The following is a 22017-nucleotide window of genomic DNA, read 5'->3' as shown; positions in this document are numbered from 1 at the left end:
GCTTCGGGGGGTGGGGATGTTGGTTCTTTTTTGTGCCTCTCTGTGGAAGCTCCCTCTCAGCCGGTGGGGGGGATTTCTGTGGGGGAGTGACTTCCCCCGCGAACGAGGGCGCAGCCCTCGCAGGGATTCTGCACAGAATAAAGTATTCGAGTGCACTCAGACCGATGCAGTGCCATCGGATTTCGGTTGCTCCAGCGGGATCATCTGCTGCTTGCCGCCCTTGGTGTCCATCAGGAACACCTCCACCTGGCGGACCGAGATCTTGATGTCGTGGGCCTTGAACTCACGGTTGATATAGCGGTTGATCTCGTCCAGCGTCGGGTTGCGGTCGCCCAGGTCGCGCACGTGCATGCGCAACTCATGATCCAGCGAGCTTTCGCCGAACTGCAGGAAATACACGATCGGCTCAGGGTCCTTGAGCACACGTGGGTTTTCATGGGCGCCCTTGAGCAGCAGCTCGCGCACCAGGTCCAGGTCGGAGCCGTAGTCGATGCCCAGCTTGAGCGTCACCCGTGTAACGGTGTCGGTCAGCGACCAGTTGATCAACTGGCCAGTGATGAACGTCTTGTTGGGGACGATGATGTCCTTGCGGTCGAAGTCGGTGATGGTCGTGGCGCGAATGCGGATCTTGCTCACCGTGCCGGACAGGTTGCCGATGGTGATGGTGTCGCCGATCCGCACCGGGCGCTCGAACAGGATCATGATGCCGGAGATGAAGTTGGCGAAGATCTCCTGCATGCCGAAGCCCAGGCCCAGAGACAGGGCGGCGACCAGCCATTGCAGCTTGTCCCAGCTCACCCCGAGGGTGGCCAGGGTGCTGACGATGCCCACGCCGACAATCACGTAGGACAGCAGCGTGGTGATCGCGTAGGCACTGCCCTGGGCCAGGCTCAGGCGCGACAGTACCAGCACTTCCAGCAGGCCCGGCAGGTTGCTGGCCAGGGCAATGGTGATGCCGGCGATGACCAGTGCACCGAGCAGGTCGCCGAGGCTGATCGGCACCATGCTGGCCGTTGCGCCGGTGCCGCTGGCGTATTCGTACAGGGTGACGTTGTTGAGGTAGGAGAATACGGTGATCAGGTCCGACCATACCCAGTACAACCCACCGATGAAGCCGCCGAGCAGGGCCAGGCGGATCAGGCGCAAGGACTGCTGGTTGACCTGCTCGATGTCCAGGGTCGGTTCCTCGACGATGACTTCGCCGTCCAGGCCTTCCTTGGCGGCCGCGCGCTTGCTCAACGCGCGCTGGTAGGCCAGGCGCCGCGCTGCCACCGACAGGCCGCGAACGAATGCCGCCTCGATCACCAGCCAGAACAGCAGCAGGTAGAGGGTGTAGATCAGGCGGTCGGTGAGTTTCAGTGCGGTGTAGTAGTAGCCGAAGCACACCGCGACGAACAGCGCGATCGGCAGCGCGGTGAACGCTACCCCGACCGCCTTGCGGAACAGCGATGTGTCACGGTGCGCCGGGCTGCTCAGCAGCAGACGGCTGAGCAGCCAGGCCATCAGTGCATAGCAGGCCAGCACCACGCCGATGCCCAGCACATCGTCGGCCAGCGCCGAAGGCTGGTGCTCGGCCACCGCGACCACGCCCACCAGGGCCAGCACCACGGTGCCGAGCCTGCGCACCCAGCCGCGCAGGAACTCGACCTGCGGCTTGTGCCAGCGGAAGTGCACCTCGGCCACGCCCCCGGGGGCCAGCACGCGATAGGCGGTGTAGAACACCAGCCAGGCCTGGGCCAGTTGCCACAGCGCGGCGCCGAGGTTGGCGTTCTGGCCGCGGGCGTCGATCTGCAAGGCATAGCTGCATAGCGCCAGGCCCAGGCTTACCGGCATGGCCAGGAGGATGTTGATCAGGATCGCCTGGGGGGTGTGCCACTGGCTGTCGCGACGGAAGTGGCCGATATCCTGGTGCACCTTGCCCAGGCGCTGGTACAGGTACTTGCGCCTCCACAGCAGTGCGCCGATCACCAGCAGCAGCGGCAGGAACAGCAGTGGGCGCTGGCTCAGGCCGTCGGCCAGTTCCTTGATGCCCGAACCCCAGGGCAGGCTGGCGACCTGGTCGGCGAAGCGCTCGGGCACATAGCGCAACCAGTCCCAGTCCAGCGGCTTGTTGCTGGGGATCCAGAACATCTGCTCATCGAGGGTGGTGCGCAGATTCTGCGCGGTGCCCAGCAGCTGCTTCTGGTTGAGCTGCAGGGTGATGGATTCGTTGAGCAGTGCCGACAGTTCGCGGTTCAGGCGCTCGAGCAGGTCGCTGCGGGTGATGGCGACTTCCAGCAGTGCCTTGCGCAGTTGCGGGGTGACGTCCTGCTCAGGCTGGGTGGACAGCAGCTTGTCGACATAGTTGACCGGGCTGCTCATCTGCTCGCGCTGCTGGTTGACCTCGAACTGGTACAGGCGGATATCGGCGATCTGGTCGGCCAGGTCGCGATCCACCTTAAGGTGCGGCAACGCCTGCTTCTGCTTGTAAAGGATCTTCGACAGCAGCAGGCTGCCCTTGAGTACGTTGATCTGCTCGTCCAGCGCCTGGTCGGCCTGGGTCAGTGTGTCGAGCTGCTGCTTGGTCTGCAGGTTCTGCTGGGTGAGTTCGTTGAGGCGGTCGGTGCTGCGCAACAGATAGTCGGAGAGCTTGAGGTTGGCGGCGCTCTCGTTGGCCAGCAGGGTGCTGCCGCCGGCCTTCTGCGCTTCGATCGACTGCTGGGTGACGGTCTGTTGCGACTGTGCCAGGCGTTTCTCGTTGATCAGTGTCTGCAGGTCCTGGATTTCTTGCTCAAGGCGTGTGGCACGCTCGATCAGCAGATCGTGGCGGGCGTTGCCCAGGTCCTGCAGCAGGCTGTTGCCGGCCAGTTCCTGGCGACGCAGCAGGGTGAGGGCGTTGAGCGAGGCCAGTTCGGCGTTGAGCTGGTTGCGCTGGTCGACGGAAATCGCCTTGCCGTTGTCCTTGCCCGATTTCAGCGCGTTGTTGATCTGCTGGGCGCGGGTCTGGTTGTTGCTGATCTCGGCCTGGGCACGTTCGGGGCGGGTCTGGGAGTTGATGATCAGGCTGTTGGCTTCGGACAGCGCCTTTTGCAGCTCGCCCTGCTGGGTGCTGCGTTCGCTGAGCATCTGCTCGAGCTGCGGCACGCTGAGGCTGGCATAGCGCTGGGCCACGGGCGTGACCTTGGTGTCCTTGAGCTTGGCCAGTTCGCGCTGGCTGTCGCGGGTTTCCTGAGGGGCGCCGGCCAATTGCTGCTTGAGGTCGGCGAGTTTCTTCTCGCTATCCTCTTTGCTGGCGATCAACGCGAGGGTCTGCTCCAGCACCTGCTGGAGCGCCTTCTGCTCGGGCTCCGGCAGCTTGCGCTCGGCAATCTTGTCGAGGCTGTTCTGGATGCCGGGAGCGGCCGGCACCTCGGCCGCCACGGCGGCGAACGACAGGGAAAGGCACAGCCCCAGCAGGGCTGCGCGGACATACACGCGCAGGGACATAGGCAGACTACTTGCGAGAGGGCACGAACGGAGTTTAGAGGAACAGCCCCGGGCCGGGCCGGGTTCCTTCGGGGAATCTGACGCCCACTTTCTGGATCTTGTTCCCGTCCATGGTCGCGACTGTCCAGATCGTGCTGTGCCATTCGACCTGGTCGCCTACGACTGGAGCGCCTCCGACCTTCTGTCGGATGAACTGCGCCAACGGCATTTTCGCATCCAGCCCGTCGAGCTTCAGGCCATAAAGTGCTGCCACCGCGCCGAGCTCGGCATCGCCTTCGAGGACGAAGTCACCGAAGAAGCGCAGGTCCAGGCCGCGCTGTGGCGCCTGGCTGAACAGTTTGCCCAGGGCTGGCAGGTTGTGCTCATGGCCGATCACGCAGAGCATGTCGCCGACCTCCAGCACGGTACTGCCCGAGGGGTGCAGCAACTGCTCGCCACGGAACAGCGCGGCAATGCGCGTGCCCTCGGGCATCTTCAGCTCGCGCAGGGCTGCGCCGATGCACCATTTTTCCGCGCCCAGGCGGTAGACGAACAGCTCCCATTCGCTGGTGATGTGCACCTCCAGCGCCGAGCGCGAGATCGGCGCTGGATCTGGCGGCACCGTGACCTTCAGCAGCTTGGCCATCCACGGCAGGCTGGTGCCTTGCACCAGCAGCGACACCAGCACGATGAAGAACGCCAGGTTGAAGAACAACTGCGCATCGGGCAGGCCCGCCATCAGCGGGAACACCGCAAGGATGATCGGTACCGCGCCGCGCAGGCCAACCCAGGAAATGAAGCCCTTTTCGCGGCCGTGGAACGCCTTGAACGGCAGCAGTGCGGCCAGCACCGACAGTGGGCGGGCGAAGAGGATCATCCACAGCGCCAGGCCCAGGGCGGGCAGGGCGATGGGCAGCAGGTCGTGTGGGGTGACCAGCAGACCCAGCACCAGGAACATGCCGATCTGCGCCAGCCAGGCCATGCCGTCGAGCATGTGCAGGATGCCGTGGCGGCTGCGGATCGGCTTGTTGCCCAGCACCAGGCCGCACAGGTAGACGGCAAGGAAGCCGCTGCCGTGCAGGGCGTTGGTCAGGGAGAACACCACCAGGCCCCCGGCGATCACCAGGATCGGGTACAGGCCACCGGCCAGGTTGATGCGGTTGACCAGTTGCAGCATCAGCCAGCCGCCACCCAGGCCCAGCAGGCCGCCGATGCCGAACTCGCGGATCAGGTGGGTCAGCAGGCTCCAGTGCAGGCCGGTCTGGCCGCTGGCGATCATGTCGATCAGGGTGACGGTGAGGAACACCGCCATCGGGTCGTTGCTGCCCGACTCGATCTCGAGCGTCGCCGTGACCCGTTCGTTCAGGCCTTTGCCACCGAGCAGCGAAAACACCGCCGCGGCGTCGGTAGAGCCGACGATGGCGCCGATCAGCAGGCCCTGGATCAGGCTCAGGTCGAACAGCCAGGCGGCGACCATGCCGGTCAGGCCGGTGGTGATGAGCACGCCCACCGTGGCCAGTGACAAGGCCGGCCACAGGGCCACGCGGAAACTCGCTACCCGCGTACGCAGGCCGCCGTCGAGCAGGATCACGGCCAGCGCGAGGTTGCCCACCAGGTAGGCGGTCGGGTAGTTGTTGAAGATGATGCCGCCACCATCGACACCGGCGACCATGCCGACCGCGAGGATGATGACCAGGATAGGGATGCCCAGGCGCGACGACAGAGAGCTGACCAGGATACTTGCGCCCACCAGCAGTGCGCCGATCAGGAACAGGCTGTTGATGGTGCTGGCATCCAAAGGCAGGTACTCCGGGATATCGCGGAAAGATGACTTGACTCGCAAGTCGCGTGCCAATCGATTCTAACCTGATGAATTGCCAGCATGTAAAGCGTTTCTGCAGATGTACAAAAGGCACCGCGGTGGGTGCCTTTTGTTGTGTTGCCTATGCGGGCCCTTTCGCGGGCAAGCCCGCTCCCACAGATTCACCACAGGCATGAAGACTTGTGCAGTACCTGTGGGGAGCTGGCTTGTCGGGGCGACGAACCGCCGCGAAGAGCCCGGTGCAGGATTACGCCTGCTTCACCTCACGCATCGGCTTGCCCTTCACCGGCGCACCGTTGGCCTTGTAGTACTTGGCCGTGCTGCGTGGCAGTGGCTTGCGGCCACGGATCTTGTCGGAGATTTTCTCGGCGATCATGATCGTGGTGGCGTTGAGGTTGCCGGTGATGATGATCGGCATGATCGACGCATCGACCACACGCAGGCCTTGCATGCCATGCACGCGGCCTTCGCCATCGACCACCGCCATGTCGTCGGTGCCCATCTTGCACGAGCAGGATGGGTGGAACGCGGTTTCGGCGTGCTCGCGGATGAATTTGTCCAGCTCTTCATCGGTCTGCACGTGCGCGCCCGGGCTGATCTCGCGACCGCGATACGGGTCCAGCGCAGGCTGGGCCATGATCTCGCGGGTCAGGCGGATGCCGTCGCGGAACTCTTGCCAGTCCTGTTCGGTGGCCATGTAGTTGAACAGGATGCTCGGGTGCTGGCGCGGGTCCTTGGACTTGAGTTGGATGCGGCCACGGCTTGGCGAACGCATCGAGCCCATGTGCGCCTGGAAGCCATGTTCCTTCACGCCGTTGGAGCCGTTGTAGTTGATCGCCACCGGCAGGAAGTGGTACTGGATGTTCGGCCACTCGAACTCAGGGCGGGTGCGGATGAAACCACCGGCCTCGAACTGGTTGCTGGCGCCGATGCCGGTGCCGTTGAACAGCCACTCGGCACCGATGGCCGGCTGGTTCCACCACAGCAGCGATGGGTACAGCGACACCGGCTGGGTGCAGGCGTACTGCAGATACAGTTCCAGGTGGTCCTGCAGGTTCTCGCCGACGCCCGGCAGGTCGTGGACCACCGGAATGTCGAGGCTCTCCAGCAGGGCGCGCGGGCCGACACCGGAGCGCTGCAGCAACTGCGGCGAAGCGATGGCGCCGGAGCTGACGATGACTTCCTTGCGGGCACGGGCTTCGACGCGCTCTTCGCTGTCACCGACCAGATAGGTCACACCCACGGCGCGCTTGCCTTCGAAGAGTACGCGGTCGCTCAGGGCGTGGGTGACGATGGTCAGGTTCGGGCGCTTCTTGGCCTGGTCCAGGTAGCCGCGGGCGGTGCTGGAGCGACGACCGTTCTTGGTCACCGAACGGTCCATCGGACCGAAGCCTTCCTGCTGGTAGCCGTTGAGGTCTTCGGTGCGTGGGTAACCGGCCTGTACACCGGCTTCGACCATGGCATGGAACAGCGGGTTGTTGCCGGCTTTTGGCGTGGCAACGCTGACCGGGCCGTCGCCACCGTGGTAGTCGTTCGGGCCGATGTCGCGGGTTTCGGCTTTCTTGAAGTAGGGCAGGCAGTCCAGGTAGGTCCAGTCTTCCAGGCCTGGCAGTTCGGCCCAGCCGTCGAAGTCCATGGCGTTGCCGCGGATGTAGCACATGCCGTTGATCAGCGAGGAGCCACCCAGGCCCTTGCCGCGGCCACATTCCATACGGCGGCCATCCATGTGCGGCTCAGGGTCGGTCTCGTAGGCCCAGTTGTAGCGGCGGCCCTGCAGCGGGAAGGCCAGGGCGGCTGGCATCTGGGTGCGGAAATCGAAGCGGTAGTCGGGGCCGCCGGCTTCCAGCAGCAGCACCGAGACGCTGGCGTCTTCGGTCAGGCGGGTGGCCAGGGTGTTACCGGCCGAACCGGCACCGACGATGATGTAATCGTATTCTTGGGACATGCAAAGTACCCTCGTTGGCAGTGTTCAGGGGGCGGGAGCGCCCGTGCGCAAAGGCACGGGCGTGGCCAGACCGGTCTTAGAAGACCGAGTTGTAGCCGCCCAGCTCGACCTGCACCGACTTGATGCGAGTGTATTGAGCCAGCGAGCTGACGCCGTTCTCACGGCCGACGCCCGACTGCTTGTAGCCGCCAACCGGCATTTCGGCTGGCGATTCACCCCAGGCGTTGATCCAGCAGATGCCGGCTTCGAGCTTGTGGATGATGCGGTGGGCGCGGGTGATGTCGTTGGTGCATACGCCCGCAGCCAGGCCGTACTCGGTGTCGTTGGCGCGGCGGATGACTTCTTCTTCGGTTTCGTAGGTGAGGATGCTCATCACCGGCCCGAAGATTTCTTCCTTGACGATGGTCATGTCGTCGCGGCAGTCGGTGAACACGGTCGGGGCGACGAAGGCGCCCTTGGCGAACGCGCCTTCGGTCAGACGCTCACCGCCGCACAGCACGCGGGCGCCTTCTTCCTTGCCCTTGGCGATGTAGCCCAGGACGCTTTCCATGTGCTGGAAGCTGACCAGCGGGCCGAAGTTGGTGTTCTCGTCTTCCGGGTTGCCGATGCGGATGCGGGCGACGCGCTCGGCGATCTTGGCTTCGAACGCCGCTTTCATCGCGACCGGGACGAACACGCGGGTGCCGTTGGTGCAGACCTGACCGGAGCTGTAGAAGTTGGCCATCATGGCGATGTCGGCGGCCTTGTCCAGGTCGGCGTCGTCGCAGATGATCAGCGGCGACTTGCCGCCCAGTTCCATGGTCACTTCCTTGAGCGAGGAGCTCGAGGCGCTGGCCATGACCTTCTTGCCGGTGGTGGTGCCGCCGGTGAAGGAGACTTTCTCGATGCGTGGGTGCTCGGTCAACAGGGTGCCGACTTCACGGCCGCTACCGGTCAGGACGTTGAACACGCCATCCGGCAGGCCGGCTTCGGTGAAGATCTCGGCCAGTTTCAGGGTGGTCAGCGAGGTGACTTCCGACGGTTTGAAGATCATCGCGTTGCCAGCGGCCAGGGCAGGCGCGGACTTCCACAGGGCGATCTGGATCGGGTAGTTCCACGCGCCGATACCGGCAGTCACGCCCAGTGGCTCGCGACGGGTGTAGACGAAGGACGATTCGCGCAGCGGGATCTGCTCGCCTTCGATTGCCGGGACCAGGCCTGCGTAGTACTCCAGTACATCGGCACCGGTGACGATGTCGACGTAGCGGGTTTCGGAGTACGACTTGCCGGTGTCCAGGGTTTCCAGCATGGCCAGCTCGTCGTTGCGCTCGCGCAGGATGTCGACGGCGCGGCGCAGGATGCGCGAACGCTGCATGGCGGTCATCGCGGCCCAGACTTTCTGGCCACGTTCGGCGCTCTCGACGGCGCGCTCGACGTCAGCCTCGGTCGCACGCTGGACGTGGGCAAGGACTTCGCCGGTGGCCGGGTTGATGGCCTCGAAGGTGGCATCGCTGCCAGCGTCGACATAACCACCATCGATGTAGAGTTTTTGCGTTCCGAAACGGGCCATAGAGTCCTCGCAAGTGCAGTGTGTGATTGGCTAGCCGCGTCGGGCTCCTGCCGATTGGGCAGTCGCTGCGTGCGATCGTTCAGCCGCCTGGGGGTTGGAATCCAGGTCGTGCTGCTTAGCCAGTTGTAGATCCATGTATTCGTAGGCGATCCGTATTGCCTGCTCGGTGTCGAACGCGTCGCCCGAGAGCGCACCGCGCAGCCACAGGCCGTCGATCAGGGCCGCCAGCCCGCGAGCGGCCTTGCGCGCATGGTAGAGCGGCAAGACACGGCGGAACTGGCAGCACAGGTTGGAGTAAAGGCGGTGATCGTTGATCCGCTGCAACCTGTGCAAGGACGGCTGGTGCATGCTGGCGGCCCAGAAGGCCAACCAGGTTTTCATTGCCGGGCCGCTGACCTGGCTTGCGTCGAAGTTGCCTTCGACGATCACTCTCAGGTGCGCCCGCGGGCTGTCGTCTGTGAGGGCTTGTCGGCGGGCGACGGTGCCTTCGCTCAACGCGTTCATGAGGTAGCGCATGGTCGCTGCGATCAGGCCGTTCTTGTCCTGAAAGTAGTGACTGATGATGCCGTTCGACACACCGGCCAAACGGGCAATCAGCGCAATGCTGGCATCTCCCAGACCGACCTGGTCGACAGCCTGCAATGTGGCGTCGATCAACTGCTGGCGGCGGATGGGTTGCATACCGACCTTGGGCATCTTGCTATCTCCTCAGGCCTGCGAGCGGACGACCTGCATCCGACTCGGCAAGGGCCAGTCTATTTTGTTTTGATTGAACGTTCAATCAATAAAGAATAAGCTCTGCGACAATTTGTGCCATTGACAGTTTTTCAGGCGGTCGAGAAAGCACGGATTGACACCCCAGGAAAACGTGTAACCCCCGGAATACAAGGCGTTGACGGGCAAGAACGATGCATGGACAGATTCTGCCGAGCGGTCGATGACCGCGCGGACGACCCTTGGAGCGGGTCAGGCGAGCTGTGACGAATGCGCGCATCCAGCAAGGATGGCAGCGTTCAGGCAGTGCCCGCCGGTCTGTTTAATTGCAGCGTTTCGATTCGGGATCACGGTTTCCAGGGTGCTTTTATAACACCTGACGCAGTGGGGCTATTGCACCAATTGCGCGGGAACTGACTGATTAGCCTCCACAGCCTTACTGCCCGGAGCATTCGTGCAATGAGTTCTGCCTCCCTGACAAAGCCCCCCGCCGAGAGGGTTCGGGTCAACCGCGTGGTGTTCTTCACCTCCGCGCTGCTGGTCCTCGCGTTGACTGCCTTGCTTATCGCTGTACCCGAAACCGCCGGCCAGGTGCTGGGCGTGGCCCAGAGATGGCTGACGCGCACCTTCGGCTGGTACTACATGCTGGTGATCTGTGGTTACCTCGTGTTCGTCGTCTTCCTGGCCTTCTCCGACTACGGCAAGCTCAAGCTGGGCGGCAAGGATGACCAGCCCGACTTCAGCTATGGCGCCTGGGCCGGCATGCTGTTCTCGTCCGGTATCGGTATCTCGCTGCTGTATTTCGGCGCATCCGAACCGCTGGATCACTACTTCAACCCGCCCGAAGGCTCCCCCGCGAGCCTCGAAGCTGCGCGCCAGGGCCTGCAACTGACCTTCCTGCACTGGGGCCTGCATGGCTGGGCGATCTACGCCCTGGTGGGCCTGGCCGTGGGCTACTTCGCCTACCGCCACAACCAGCCGCTGGCGCTGCGTTCGGCGCTGTACCCGCTGGTCGGTGAGCGCTGGGTCAAGGGCGCGGCGGGCAACGCCGTGGACATCTTCGGCATGTTCGTCACCCTGCTGGGCCTGGTGACCAACCTGGGTATCGGTTCGATGCAGGTGTCTTCGGGCCTGGAGTACCTGTTCGGCATGGACCACAGCAAGACCAACCTGCTGGTGGTCATTCTGGTGATGGCTGGGGTGGCCACCGTCGCCGCCGTGTCGGGGGTGGAAAACGGCATTCGCCGCCTGTCCAACCTGAACATCATGCTGTTCAGCGGCTTGCTGATCTTCGTCCTGCTTGGCGGCAACACCCTGCACCTGCTCAACGGCTTCGTGCAGAACGTCGGCGACTACCTCAACGGCATCGTGCTCAAGACCTTCGACCTCTACGTCTACGAAGGCGAGGCGGGCAAGTCCGAGCGCTGGCTGGGCCTGTGGACCGTGTTCTACTGGGCCTGGTGGATCTCCTGGGGCCCGTTCGTCGGCATGTTCATCGCCCGTATCTCCAAGGGCCGTACCGTACGCCAGCTGGTCAGCGGCGTGCTGCTGATCCCGCTGGGCTTCACCCTGGCGTGGCTGTCGATCTTCGGCAACACCGCGTTGGACCTGGTAATCAACCAGGGCGCCGTGGAGCTGGGCAAGACCGCGTTGGAACAGCCGTCGATGTCGATCTACCAGTTGCTGGAATACTTCCCGGCGGCCAAGGTGGTGATCGGTGTGGCGGTGTTCGTCGGCTTCGTGCTGTTCCTCACCCCGGCCGACTCGGGTGCGGTGATGATGGCCAACCTTTCGTGCAAAGGTGGCCAGGTCGACGAGGACGCGCCGCACTGGATGGTGGTGTTCTGGTCGGTGATCATCACCCTGGTCACCATCGGCCTGCTGTTCGCCGGCAACTTCGAAGCCATGCAGACCATGGTTGTGCTGGCCGGCCTGCCGTTCTCGGTGGTGCTGGTGCTGTTCATGTTCGGCTTGTACAAGGCGATGAAGCAGGATGTCGCGGTCGAGCAGGAACGTGCGGAGCTGGCTGCCCGTGGCCGTCGTGGCTTCAGCGAGCGCCTCACGCAACTGGAGCTCGAGCCGACCCAGGCGGTGGTGCAGCGCTTCATGGACAAGCAGGTCAGCCCGGCCCTCAAGGAGGCGGCTGAACAACTGCGCGCCCAGGGCTTCGAGGTGGAGACCCGCGTCGGTCAGTCGCGCAACATGATGGGTGTGCGGGTGATGATGGAAGAGGGCAACCCCTTCGTCTATGAAGTCAGCCTGGACGGCTATCTGGCGGCACCGAGCGAGGCATCTGCCGGGGGCGAGCCTGAAGTGCGCCAGCGCTTCTACCGCGCCGAGGTGTACCTGCACAACGGTAGTCAGGAGTACGACCTGATGGGCTTCCTGCCCGAGCAGATCGTGCGCGATGTGCTCGATCAGTTCGAAAGCCATCGCCAGTTGCTGGGGCGTGTCTACAGCTGATCGCCCCTACGCGTGCTGTCATGAAAAGGCCCTGTCACACGACAGGGCCTTTTTGTTTGTCTCAGCGAGCTACAGGCGCAATCACGTCGGTGCGCAGCGCAGATTGTTGGCGGATGATGTCCTCGCCTCGGGTGCAGATCTTCAGCGGCAGCTTGCTGGCCTCGAAGGTGAAGTGGGTGTGACGCAGGAGGCCAAAGCCCTTGGGGTCGTCACAGTCGATCTTCGCTGCCGGGCCTTGCTTGACCCGGTAGTGGACCACGTCCGGTGGATGGCGTGTCCAGGTGACTCGCACGCCACCATTGTCCTGATACGCATAGGTCACGTCGGGGAAGGGCACGTCCTTGGCGGGCAACAGTTCCGTCGCCAGCGTCAGGCTGTTGGCCATCAGCGCGACCGAGGGCGCCTGCTCGGGGGTATTCACGCCGATCAGGCAGAGAAAGTGCCAGCCGGGCTCTGGGCCGACGGGGGCGTCGATCGGCACTTCCCCCGCAGCGATGGTGCCGCTGTAGCCGGTCGGCTCTTCACAGGCCAGTGGGTCGGTCGTGGTCTTGAAGCGATAGCGGGGCGTGTCGAGGGTGAAGTGCAGGTTCCAGCCGGGCGGGGTGTACTGCCCTTGCTCATCGCTGGCGATCTTTTCCAGAAAGCGAGGCCGCTTGGTCACCGTTGCCGAGAAGCCGGGCAGTAGCTGGCAGCTGTCCAGTGCCAGGTCGGCCACACCTTGCTTGAAGCAGCCGAGGACCCTGTTCAGCGGCATGGCGATGTTGCGTGGCGGGGCGTCTTGCGAGCCTTGCGCATTTACGCAAGGGCTGTTTGTAGCGCAGGGCGCGCTGGCGTCGCTGGTGACACTGTTGATCACTGCGATCACCTGCTGGTCGTCTGGCGTTATCACGGGGCTGCCTGAGGCACCGGCACTGACCCCGGGGCAGTCGTTGACGCGTATGTTGCGCCAGACCCAGGGGTGCTCCAGGGCAAAGTCGGCGGGGTGCTCGGTACAGCTTGCCACGCGCAGGCCCTTGCCGATGCTGCCGGGTTCACCAATGACCACAACCGGTTTTTCTTTGGCCGGGTTGCTGCCCATGCGCAGCGGCATGATGCCTTGCGACATGACTTCATCGAGCGTGGCGTCCAGCTCAAGCAGTGCCAGGTCGGTGCCCTGCATGCTGTTCCACAGGCTGCGCTTGAGAGCGAAGGTCTTGCGCTGCTCCTGGGTGTCGATGAAGTAGTTGAAGGCGATGCTGCCGTGTGTCGGCTGGTCCTGGCCGATGCGGCCATTGCGCGTGTCCACGCAGTGGCCGCTGGTCAGGATGTAGGCGGGGCCGCTGTCGGTCGTGGGCGGGTTGTCGCGGCTGTCGATCAAGGTGGCGATGCACAGTCTGCCGTTGTCCATGGTCAATCGGCCGATTCCGCTCCAGTGCGCATGTTGCGCCTGGGCATTCAACACGGGGCTTGGTGTGCTTGCAGGTTCTGCCATGAGGGCTGCAGGGGCTAATGCACCGAGCAGGGCGGCGAGGCTCCAGGGAGATAGTGAGGGCATCAGTAGGCTCCGTTGTGGGGACACGCAGCAGCCTGTTCCGACAAGAGAGGGTGTGGGCGGTAGATATCGCGTGACCTGATGCAGGGGAGCGCGCTATTCGCGCGGCAAAGCATTATGTACCCCCCTGTGATATCGGCTGGCGCCGAGGCTATGGCTTCACTTCACAGCGAGCCTTGAGCATGTCTACTACCGCCGCGAGTCACCCACCCTATGACCTGAGCAGCGCAGTCGCTGCGCAGTTCGCCAATCGACCGACCTTGCGCCAAGTGCTCGACCGGCAGGTCATCAAGATAATGGTCGAGCAGTATCCGCTGCTCGCGATTCATCGCCCCGAGATGACCTCGGCACAGTCTCTCTCGCTGCTTTGCTCCTTGCCAGACAACACCTACCGTAACGAGCCGCTGATCGACCATCTGCTGCAGTTGGTGCTCGACGGAAAACGCGTGGATTTCACCAGCATGGGCGCTTATGCGCTGAGCCTGAATCGGTCCAGCCGCCTCTTCGCCATCAAATCGCCTTTCGAAACCAGTGATGGGGACCTGATCAAGCCTGAGAAGCTGGCCGGACCCCTCGAGAAGATGCTGCCCCTGTTACCCGACTACCTGCAGCAGGCGCAGATCGACTACTGGAATGGCGACGGTCAGGTCGACCGGGATCTCTGGTTGCAGCAGGTGCTGCGTGCCAGCCTGCTGCAAGGCCTGGAGGAGGCAGACCTGGAGCAGGCCGAGCGCGCCTGCCTGCGCCAACTGCTGTTGGGGAGCACTGATGACATCGGGGTACAGGCCGTTCGTGTGCAGATGCACTTGGGGGATCGACAAAGCAGTGAACTGTTGCCCGGTTTGCTGGTGACGACCCTGGACACGCAACCTCCGCTGGTCTTGTGGTGCCAACCGGATGGTGAGGTGCGTAGCTTCGATTCGCTCAGCGCCTTTGGCCAGGCGCTGCAACTGCAGATGGCGCGGCGCTGCGAGTTCGACCGTATGAGCTGGAGTGGTTTCACTGCGCAGGGCGATGCCTTTGCCCTGCAAAGCGGGCTGCTGCTGGAGGTCCTGCTCGAGCGTCAGGCGCGTGTGCGCTGGGGGGCGGGGGGGAGCGTCGCCGAGTTGGAGCGCCAGGTTGATGGTGCCTTTGACCCCTCGCAGTTTTTCGCCCAGCGCAGCAATGTGCCTGCCAAGCCGATGGCCTTGCAGCTCCCTGCAGGCATTGAGAGGGCCGGGCCTGGCGGGCAGGCCATCTATTTGCAGGCCATGCTCGATCTGACGCTGTTGCAGGGCAGTGCCGGTGGTGAGCGCGCCCTGGACGGGGTGGATGATCTGCGCACCTATGCAGCCCGTCGTCTTCGCGAGGAAATGCTTGCCGATCATCCGGTCGATGCCAACTATTTTGCCGAGGATCTGCTCCTGACCGTCGACACCTTCGTCAACGATGGTCATGGCCTGGGTTTCGGGCAAAAGATCGACAGCCGTATCGTGACCCTGACCGAGCTGGCTATCGGTCGCCTGGATGCTTCGCTGGGTGGCGTAGTGACGCACATCGCCCACCGTAACGAACAGTTGATCATGGATTGGATGAACGTCGATTACCTCCGTGAACTGGTCGCACGCGTCGATATCGGCGGTACCTACCCGACCTACGTCAACGACTTGCTTGCCGGTGCCACCGACAACGCCGAACGAATCGCCCGTTTCGGTCGCCAATGGCGTATCACCCTGATGTTCGATGCCGCTCGAGCGGTGGTGGTCAATCGCCTGGACGTGTCCACGTATGGTGCAGTGGCCCGCTTCTGTCGCGATGGTGACGCGCAAGCTGCCGGGGTGAGGATTGCGCCGATGGCCTTCAGGCGTTCACCGACCTCGAAGAAAGTCGATCGGGTGCATGGGTTCTATGTCATTGAGGTCGTCGAGTCCGGCCGGTGCGTGCTGTATTGTCCGCTGTATCCAAACACCGCTGTCCGTGTCGTCAAGGACGCCGATGTGTTGATGGGGGCAATCAGGACCCCCGGCAAGCTACAAAACCTGATGCTGATGTGGATGGACCAGAACGAGCGCCCAATCTACGACAACGGTGGATTCAAGGAACCTCACCTGCCGCACTGGGTGTTCGACCCCTTCAGCCCACCGGATAAGCCTGATCCTGCTCAACTGGCGCTGGAGTTCTGGGCGCAGGATATCGACCAAAGGATGTTCCAGGCGCGGCATCAGGTGCTGGTCGAGTTGGCCGATCGTTCGGCGGTGAGCAACAGCGAGTTGCGGTGGGGGGTCGTGATTGCGTTCGGTTGGGAGCTGCTCAATGCGGTGGTGCCAGTGCTGTCGGGGCCGGTGGTTTCGATCGCCTGGCTGTACATGGGCATCCGCAGCATGGCCAGCGATGTACAGGGGCTAGGCAGTGACAGCACAGGGGAGCGAATCCAGGCTGTGGTCGATCTGTTGAACAATACATTGATGGCGTTGATCCATCTGCAGATCCCCAAGAATACTGCGTTGGAGGCGCAGCGCGCTGTTACGTCGCTCGAGGAGCTGCCTCTGGCGCAGGACGTAGTGCTTCATGGGCTGCCGGAGCCTGAACACAAGCCTGTGGGGCGGGTGTGCGACTTGCACGGCACCACGCAGACGCATCTGGATTTTTCGTGGCGCGCGGCTGGCGGCCTCAACGGACTTTCGGCTTCTCAGCGCAGTCGCCTGAGCGAACTGGCGGTCGAGGTATCGCTGGCTGGCCACACGCCCGACACGCAAGGCGCAACGACGGGATTGACGGCGGTCGACGGCAAGTACTATGTCAAGCTGGGGCAAGAGGTCTATCAGGTAGTTCTCCATGACGGGACGGTGAGTATCGTGGGGTCTGATCTGACTGCAGGGCCTTGGCTGCACAACGATGGCAGTGGCTGGCGTATCGATACGCGGTTGCGCGGAGGCGGTGGGCGCGGGCGCAGCGCTGCGCAGGAGCGGCTTCGCCAAAAGATCGCCGCTACGATCAATAAGTCGCTGGAAGATGTGGACCATCATTTGCTCGAGGCAGAGCAGTCGATTCCTGAGTACCAGAGGCAAAACGCCAAGCTTGAGGAGCTGCGGACCAAGCTCGTCAAGGTGAAAGAAACACTCGACCAACCGCCTCCCACGGATCCGGACAACCTTTCCCGGTTCAACACGTTGACCGAACTGTACACCGCAAAACGCGATGCACTGCTGCGCGAGATGAACGGCCTGCGCCGGCAGCGTATCGAACTGGTGTATTCCATGTTCGAGCACTACGTCAACGCAGAGAACAGCATTGTCACGCTGCTTGATAACCCTAACTATACCCGCACGACCGCCCACGAAAGGGACCAGCGACAAACCCTCACGAATGTGCGTCGAGACCTGATCAGCTATGGCGTGTTCATCCTCGATGAAGCGGTGGCGGTGGGTAACTTCCATGAGTATGACCGGATTGCCAGCAGTTTGAGCGGGGCCACGCCGCAAGCCCGCGCAGCCCTCTATGTCAGGTGCCGGGAGTTGCTTGAGGGGCTGGTGCTGGACCAGCCAAGGATCATGGAGGTCTCCAGCCAGATGGATCGTGTGCTGGCGGTCAGCGATATCGGTATGGAGATCGAATCGAGCAGGGGCCGTGTCACCGTTGCGCAAGTCATCGCCGCTCGCAAGACGTCTACGGTCATGATCCGCTTCTTCCAGGCCATGAGCCTGGTCGAACTGGCCCTTCGCTTGAAAGAAGGAGCCACCAACCAGCATTACACGATCTTCCGTGACGCGATCGCCAGTTACCGTTTGCGTGTTGCCGCCAACTCCCACCATCTCTCGATGTTCTGCGAGCTGCCGATCGCCGAGCGCATCGAGGTGCTGCAAGGTGCCTGGGATGAGTACCTGGCAGCGATCCTCAACTGCGACCGCATCACCAAGCTGGGCAGACGTTTGGTCGATATCCAGCGCCTGGCATCCTACAGAGAGCAGATGGTGCTGTTGAAGACAATGGCAGGCGAGTCGCTGGTCGAAGCCATGCGTGAGCAGGCAGCCGGGCAAGCCCAGGCGCCGCGTCGTGCGGTTTATCCGCTGCGTGCATTGCAAGTGGCGCGCACCCATGCAGGCCAGACAGTGCTGGGTACCGAGGTCATGGTCGATGGGAAGTCGGAATTGCAGGTAAAGGGCGCGTTCAGCGCCCAGGTCCAACACCGTTTTCACAAGACAGGCGGTGCATGGTTCGAAGAGATCGCGAGCACAGCACCTGAGCCGCAATCGCGGGCCTCGACGCCGGAATCCGAGAGGAAAAGCCGTGAACTGGCTGAGGGCATACTGGCGCAGAACGAGAGCGTCATCGAACAGGCCAAGGCATTGGTGGCCAACGACGCGCAGGACAGCGGGTTGATCTCGATGCTCGATGCGCAGATCGCCGAGGTGCTGGACTTGCGCGAACAGTTGGCGGACGTGGATAGCACCGACAGCCTGCTGGGCCGCCTGGATGACGCTGTGATCCGGTTACGCGAGCAGAAGCGCGAATGCTTGGTCGAGCTTTATACCAAGACGCGCTATCCCGGTGCCCATGGGTTGAGCTTCCTCCATCAGCAAGGCTTGATCGCGGTCGAGTACGTGGGGCCGCGCAAGCCGGTTTCGGATGGTTTCCTGGATGAGTACCGCATCAACCTGCTCAAGTCGTCCGCTGACAGCAAGGGCCGACCCCTGTGGGCTGCGCACTTCCACTTCGCTGACTCCCAGGCGGCGCCCACCGCGTTCGGCAAGGGCCACCTGAAGCTCTGGAGCCAGCGCAAGATGGGCTATAGGGAGCAGATGAGGGCCGCGAGCGAGGGGCAGGTGCTGAGCATCTACCGGGGCAACCTGACCTACGCCCAGGCCAAGGACATCATTCCCTTCAACAGCCTGTAGGCGCTCTGAACGGCGCGCGGATCAACGGTTGCTGTATCGACCGTTGCGACCGTGCGCCGGCATGGCCTGGTTGCTGCGCTCGGCGATCATCTGGCGCAGTTCGATCAACTCGATGCCCTGGCGCTTGAGCCCGGGCATCTCTCGTTCGAGCACTTCGAGGGTTTGCGGGTAGGGGTGGCCGATCAGCACCGCCGAGCCTTGCTTGCGTGCAAGCTCGATGCCTTGGCGCAATTGAGCGGCGATGGCTTCGGGGGTGCGCACGTCATCCAGGAATACGTCCCGCGAGACATGCGCCAATCCGATCGCCTGGGCCTGGGCCGCCGCCACCGTGGCAGCGCTGGTGCGGCTGTCGACGAAGAACAGCTCGCGCTCCTGCAGGTTGCCCATCAACCAGGCCATGGCGTCGCGCTGTGCGGTCATGCGGCTGCCCATGTGGTTGTTGATGCCAGCGGCGAACGGCACCTTGAGCAGGGCTGCATCGAGCCTGCGGGCCAGTTCTTCGATGGGCAGGCCCGGGTGCCAGGCGTAGGGGCCGGTGGCCGGGTCCATGGGCATGTGCAGGATCACCGTACGCCCGGCCTTGTGGGCCTGGCGGGCGAAATCGGTGGCGTGCGGGGTGTCAGGCATGATCGCCAGGGTGACCGGACCGGGCAGGGCGAGGGTGCGGCTGTCGCGTTCGCTGTTCTGGCCCAGGTCGTCGATGATGATGCTCATGTAGGCCGGCGCCGCATGTGCGACACCGGCCATCAGGCAGAACAGCGTGAACAGCAGAAAACGCATGCAGGTATCAATCACCCTTGGTGATGTTCAAGCCCTTGAGCAGGCTGAGTGCCTGGCTGAGCTGGAAATCGTTGTCCTGCGGGCGCTCGGTACGCTTGCTGCTGCCGGTCGGGCGGTCGGCGCCGCCGTTGCCGTTGCCCAGGTGCCCTTGCAGGTCGGCTTCCTTGAAGTTGTCGGTGTCGGCTTCGGCCGTGAGCTTGGCCTGGCGTACTTCGATGTCCGGCACGATACCCTGTGCCTGGATCGATCGTCCGTTGGGGGTGAAGTACAGCGCGGTGGTGAGCTTCAGCGCACGGTCGTTGGCCAGTGGCAGCACGGTCTGTACCGAGCCCTTGCCGAAGCTGTCGGTGCCCATCAGCACGCCGCGTTTCTGATCCTGCAGGGCGCCGGCGACGATCTCCGAAGCCGAGGCGCTGCCGCCGTTGATCAGCACCACCAGCGGTACACCCTCGCTGGCGTCGGCCGGGTCGGCGGAGAAGCGCAGCTCGGAGTTGGCGATACGGCCCTTGGTGTAGACGATCAGGCCTTTGGTGAGGAAGTGGTCGGCCACTTCCACGGCCGACTGCAGGACGCCGCCGGGGTTGTTGCGCAGGTCCAGAACCAGGCCGCGCAGCTTCTTGCCGTTATCCTTGCGCAGCTTGGCCAACGCCTTGCCGACTTCTTCGCCGGTCTTGACCTGGAACTGGGTGATGCGGATATAGCCGTAGTCGTTCTCGAGCAGCTGGCTCTTCACGCTCTTGACCTGGATGACCGCGCGGGCCAGCGTCACATCGAATGGTGTTCCGCCATCGCGTACCAGGGTCAGGGTGATCTTCTGGCCGATCTTGCCGCGCATCTTGTCGACCGCTTCGGTCATGGTCTGGCCGCGGGTCGGGGCGCCGTTGATCTTGACGATCAGGTCGCCTGCCTCGATGCCGGCGCGTGATGCCGGGGTGTCGTCGATGGGTGAGACCACCTTGACGAAGCCGTCCTCCATGCCAACCTCGATGCCCAGGCCGCCGAACTCGCCGCTGGTGCTTTCCTGCAGCTCCTGGAAGTCTTCAGGGCCGAGGTAGGCCGAGTGCGGGTCGAGGTTGCTGAGCATGCCCTTGATGGCGTTTTCCAGCAGGGTCTTGTCGTCCACCGGCTCGACGTAGGCCGCCTTGATGCGGTCCATGACCTCGGCGAAGGTGCGCAGTTCGTCCAGCGGCAGCGGCGCCTTGGCCGTCACCTCGGTGGCCGGCACGGCAGCCGCCTTGGCGGGCTTGACCGGCTCTGCGGCACTGGCCAGAGGCGCGCCGACGACCAGGGCGATGGTCAGGGCCAGCGGGGTGAGGCGAGACGAGTGCAGCATGTCGAACGAACTCCTGATCCTGTAGGCGCTCCCGGGGGAGCATCGGTGCGGCCCGCTGTCGGGCCTTACCGTAAATGTTGCGGTGCCTAGCCTCGGCACCATTGCGCAGGGTCGGTGGGCCGACCCTGCTGGCGAATCGCGAAGTACAGACCTGCGCTGTCCTGGCCACCGCTGTCGCCGACGGTGGAAATGGCTTCGCCGGCCTTGACGATGTCGCCGGCGCTCTTGAGCAGGCTCTGGTTATGGCCGTACAGGCTGAGATAACCATTACCATGGTCGAGAATGACCAGAAGTCCAGCGCCGCGCAACCAGTCGGCGAACACCACGCGCCCGCCATGTACGGCGCGCACCTGGGTGCCGGCGCTGGCGCTGATCATCACGCCGTCCCACTTGGCGCGGGCATCACCGCCTCGCGTGTCGCCGAAGCGTGCCAGCAATCGACCATTGACTGGCCATGGAAGTTTTCCCCGGGCCGCAGAAAATGCACCGCCGTAGTTGGCGCCATCGCTGGACACCAGCGGGCCGAGCACGGTGCGGGCCTTTTTCGGTGGCGCTTGTGGCTCTTGCTGCTCGTCGCGGCGAGCGTCGGCCAGGGCCTGCTCCTTGCGCCGCTTCTCTTCTTCCTGCTTGGCCAGCAGCGCCTTCTGCCGCGCTTCCTCGGCTTCGCGGGCTTGGCGGGCGAGGGTTTCCTCGATGGTCTTGAGCACCTTGGCAAGGTCGGCCTGGTCCTGCTCGCGGGCCTGGAGCTTCTGGTCGCGATCCTTGACGTCGCTGTTGAGCTTGGCCAGTACCTGCTGGCGCTTTCTGCGCTCGGCCTCCAGTGCCTGGCGGCGGCTGTCGAGGTCGGCGCGCTGGGCCATCAGTTGTTCCTGCTGGCCGGAAATTTCCAGTTCGACATTGGCCAACTGGCGCAAGGTTTCGTTGAAGGTGCGCAGTTGCTCCAGGCGCGCCTTGCTCAGGTAGTCGTAGTACGTGAGGGTGCGGGCGAACTTCTCGGGATTCTGCTGGTTGAGCAACAGCTTGAGGTACTCCTCGCGACCGTTCTGGTAAGCGGAACGGGCCTGGATCGCGATCAGTCGTTGTTGTTCAACGCGGGCGCTCTGGAGTTTTTTTTTCTCGTGGTCAAGGCGCTCCAGCTCGCCCTCGGTCTTTTTTAGCTCTTGTTGCAGACCCTCCACCTGTTTCTCGAGATTGCCGATATCGGTCTCGGTGGACTTGAGGTCTTTCTGCACGCCGGCTTTCTCTTCCTGGAGCTTGCCCAGCATTTTCTTGAGCTCGGCGATGTCCTGGCGCGTGGCGTCCAGTTGTTGCTGGGTCTGCGCGCGCTCGTCGGCGAACGCCGGACTGAGCAGGCATGACAGGGCTAGGAGTATGAGGGCGCGGCGCATGGAATCGGGCGTACCAGGGATGGAGACTGGCCTAGTATGCCCGCCCGGGCGCGCAAAAAAAACGCCTCCCGGCGCCTCAAGGCAAGCGTTTGTCAGGAAAGTCCGGTGATGCATCGGACTAAACCCTGAAAAAACGGGAAACATACGTATCTGGTTACGTGAGTCTTGCTCGAT

Annotated in this window: 11 protein-coding genes; 2 read left to right on the top strand and 9 right to left on the bottom strand. The window is 63.4% G+C overall.

Going from position 1 to position 22017, the window contains the following annotated elements; translation table 11 throughout:
• Window positions 1-156 precede the first annotated feature (156 nt).
• From mscK to betI, 5 genes are all read right to left on the bottom strand, one after another.
• Window positions 157-3465 carry a mechanosensitive channel MscK gene (mscK, locus tag ACPZMI_RS19295; protein ID WP_426352844.1) on the bottom strand — a complete coding sequence of 1103 codons (3309 nt, stop codon included), beginning with the start codon at window positions 3463-3465 and terminating at the stop codon, window positions 157-159.
• Between the two features lie 34 nt (window positions 3466-3499).
• Window positions 3500-5242, bottom strand: coding sequence for a potassium/proton antiporter (locus ACPZMI_RS19290; RefSeq protein ID WP_186666100.1), 1743 nt, complete (start codon window positions 5240-5242; stop codon window positions 3500-3502).
• Between the two features lie 271 nt (window positions 5243-5513).
• Window positions 5514-7211: a choline dehydrogenase gene (gene betA / locus ACPZMI_RS19285; RefSeq protein ID WP_186665639.1), complete on the bottom strand. Its 1698-nt coding sequence runs from the start codon at window positions 7209-7211 to the stop codon at window positions 5514-5516.
• A gap of 76 nt (window positions 7212-7287) precedes the next feature.
• The gene (betB, locus tag ACPZMI_RS19280) at window positions 7288-8760 is read right to left on the bottom strand and encodes a betaine-aldehyde dehydrogenase (RefSeq protein ID WP_186665641.1); all 1473 of its coding nucleotides are present in this window, start codon (window positions 8758-8760) and stop codon (window positions 7288-7290) included.
• Window positions 8761-8790: 30 nt separating this feature from the next.
• Window positions 8791-9456, bottom strand: a complete 666-nt coding sequence (betI, locus tag ACPZMI_RS19275) for a transcriptional regulator BetI (protein WP_186665643.1) — start codon at window positions 9454-9456, stop codon at window positions 8791-8793.
• Between the two features lie 534 nt (window positions 9457-9990).
• Between betI and ACPZMI_RS19270 the strand changes: the two genes are divergently transcribed.
• Window positions 9991-11937: a BCCT family transporter gene (locus tag ACPZMI_RS19270; RefSeq protein WP_346655287.1), complete on the top strand. Its 1947-nt coding sequence runs from the start codon at window positions 9991-9993 to the stop codon at window positions 11935-11937.
• Window positions 11938-11998: 61 nt separating this feature from the next.
• On the opposite strand, the gene ACPZMI_RS19265 is transcribed toward ACPZMI_RS19270, so the two are convergent.
• Window positions 11999-13471: a trypsin-like serine peptidase gene (locus ACPZMI_RS19265; protein ID WP_411383451.1), complete on the bottom strand. Its 1473-nt coding sequence runs from the start codon at window positions 13469-13471 to the stop codon at window positions 11999-12001.
• A 179-nt stretch (window positions 13472-13650) separates the two neighbouring features.
• Between ACPZMI_RS19265 and ACPZMI_RS19260 the strand changes: the two genes are divergently transcribed.
• A complete protein-coding gene (locus ACPZMI_RS19260) occupies window positions 13651-18342 on the top strand; it encodes a dermonecrotic toxin domain-containing protein (protein WP_426352843.1) in 4692 nt (1563 codons plus the stop codon).
• A 21-nt stretch (window positions 18343-18363) separates the two neighbouring features.
• Here the strand turns inward: ACPZMI_RS19260 and ACPZMI_RS19255 are convergent, their stop codons facing one another.
• The 3 genes from ACPZMI_RS19255 to ACPZMI_RS19245 form a co-directional block, all read right to left on the bottom strand.
• Complete coding sequence (locus tag ACPZMI_RS19255) at window positions 18364-19122, bottom strand: divergent polysaccharide deacetylase family protein (RefSeq protein WP_186665648.1); 759 nt, start codon at window positions 19120-19122, stop codon at window positions 18364-18366.
• Window positions 19123-19129: 7 nt separating this feature from the next.
• On the bottom strand, window positions 19130-20455 hold the full coding sequence (locus ACPZMI_RS19250) for a S41 family peptidase (protein ID WP_186665649.1): 1326 nt from the start codon (window positions 20453-20455) through the stop codon (window positions 19130-19132).
• 86 nt (window positions 20456-20541) lie between these two features.
• The gene (locus ACPZMI_RS19245; RefSeq protein WP_186721449.1) at window positions 20542-21843 is read right to left on the bottom strand and encodes a murein hydrolase activator EnvC family protein; all 1302 of its coding nucleotides are present in this window, start codon (window positions 21841-21843) and stop codon (window positions 20542-20544) included.
• Window positions 21844-22017 lie beyond the last annotated feature (174 nt).

The organism is Pseudomonas wayambapalatensis (assembly GCF_049942315.1).
Taxonomy (GTDB): domain Bacteria; phylum Pseudomonadota; class Gammaproteobacteria; order Pseudomonadales; family Pseudomonadaceae; genus Aquipseudomonas; species Aquipseudomonas wayambapalatensis.
Note: the sequence above shows the minus strand (reverse complement) of the source record. Positions and strands in the feature narration are given on the sequence as shown.

What these genes read in the sequence shown, in the direction of transcription:
- mscK (WP_426352844.1), bottom strand. Translation starts at nt 3,465, where the DNA reads ATGTCCCTGCGCGTGTATGTCCGCGCAGCCCTGCTGGGGCTGTGCCTT.
- betA (WP_186665639.1), bottom strand. Translation starts at nt 7,211, where the DNA reads ATGTCCCAAGAATACGATTACATCATCGTCGGTGCCGGTTCGGCCGGT.
- betB (WP_186665641.1), bottom strand. Translation starts at nt 8,760, where the DNA reads ATGGCCCGTTTCGGAACGCAAAAACTCTACATCGATGGTGGTTATGTC.
- betI (WP_186665643.1), bottom strand. Translation starts at nt 9,456, where the DNA reads ATGCCCAAGGTCGGTATGCAACCCATCCGCCGCCAGCAGTTGATCGAC.
- ACPZMI_RS19265 (WP_411383451.1), bottom strand. Translation starts at nt 13,471, where the DNA reads ATGCCCTCACTATCTCCCTGGAGCCTCGCCGCCCTGCTCGGTGCATTA.
- ACPZMI_RS19260 (WP_426352843.1), top strand. Translation starts at nt 13,651, where the DNA reads ATGTCTACTACCGCCGCGAGTCACCCACCCTATGACCTGAGCAGCGCA.
- ACPZMI_RS19255 (WP_186665648.1), bottom strand. Translation starts at nt 19,122, where the DNA reads ATGCGTTTTCTGCTGTTCACGCTGTTCTGCCTGATGGCCGGTGTCGCA.
- ACPZMI_RS19250 (WP_186665649.1), bottom strand. Translation starts at nt 20,455, where the DNA reads ATGCTGCACTCGTCTCGCCTCACCCCGCTGGCCCTGACCATCGCCCTG.
- ACPZMI_RS19245 (WP_186721449.1), bottom strand. Translation starts at nt 21,843, where the DNA reads ATGCGCCGCGCCCTCATACTCCTAGCCCTGTCATGCCTGCTCAGTCCG.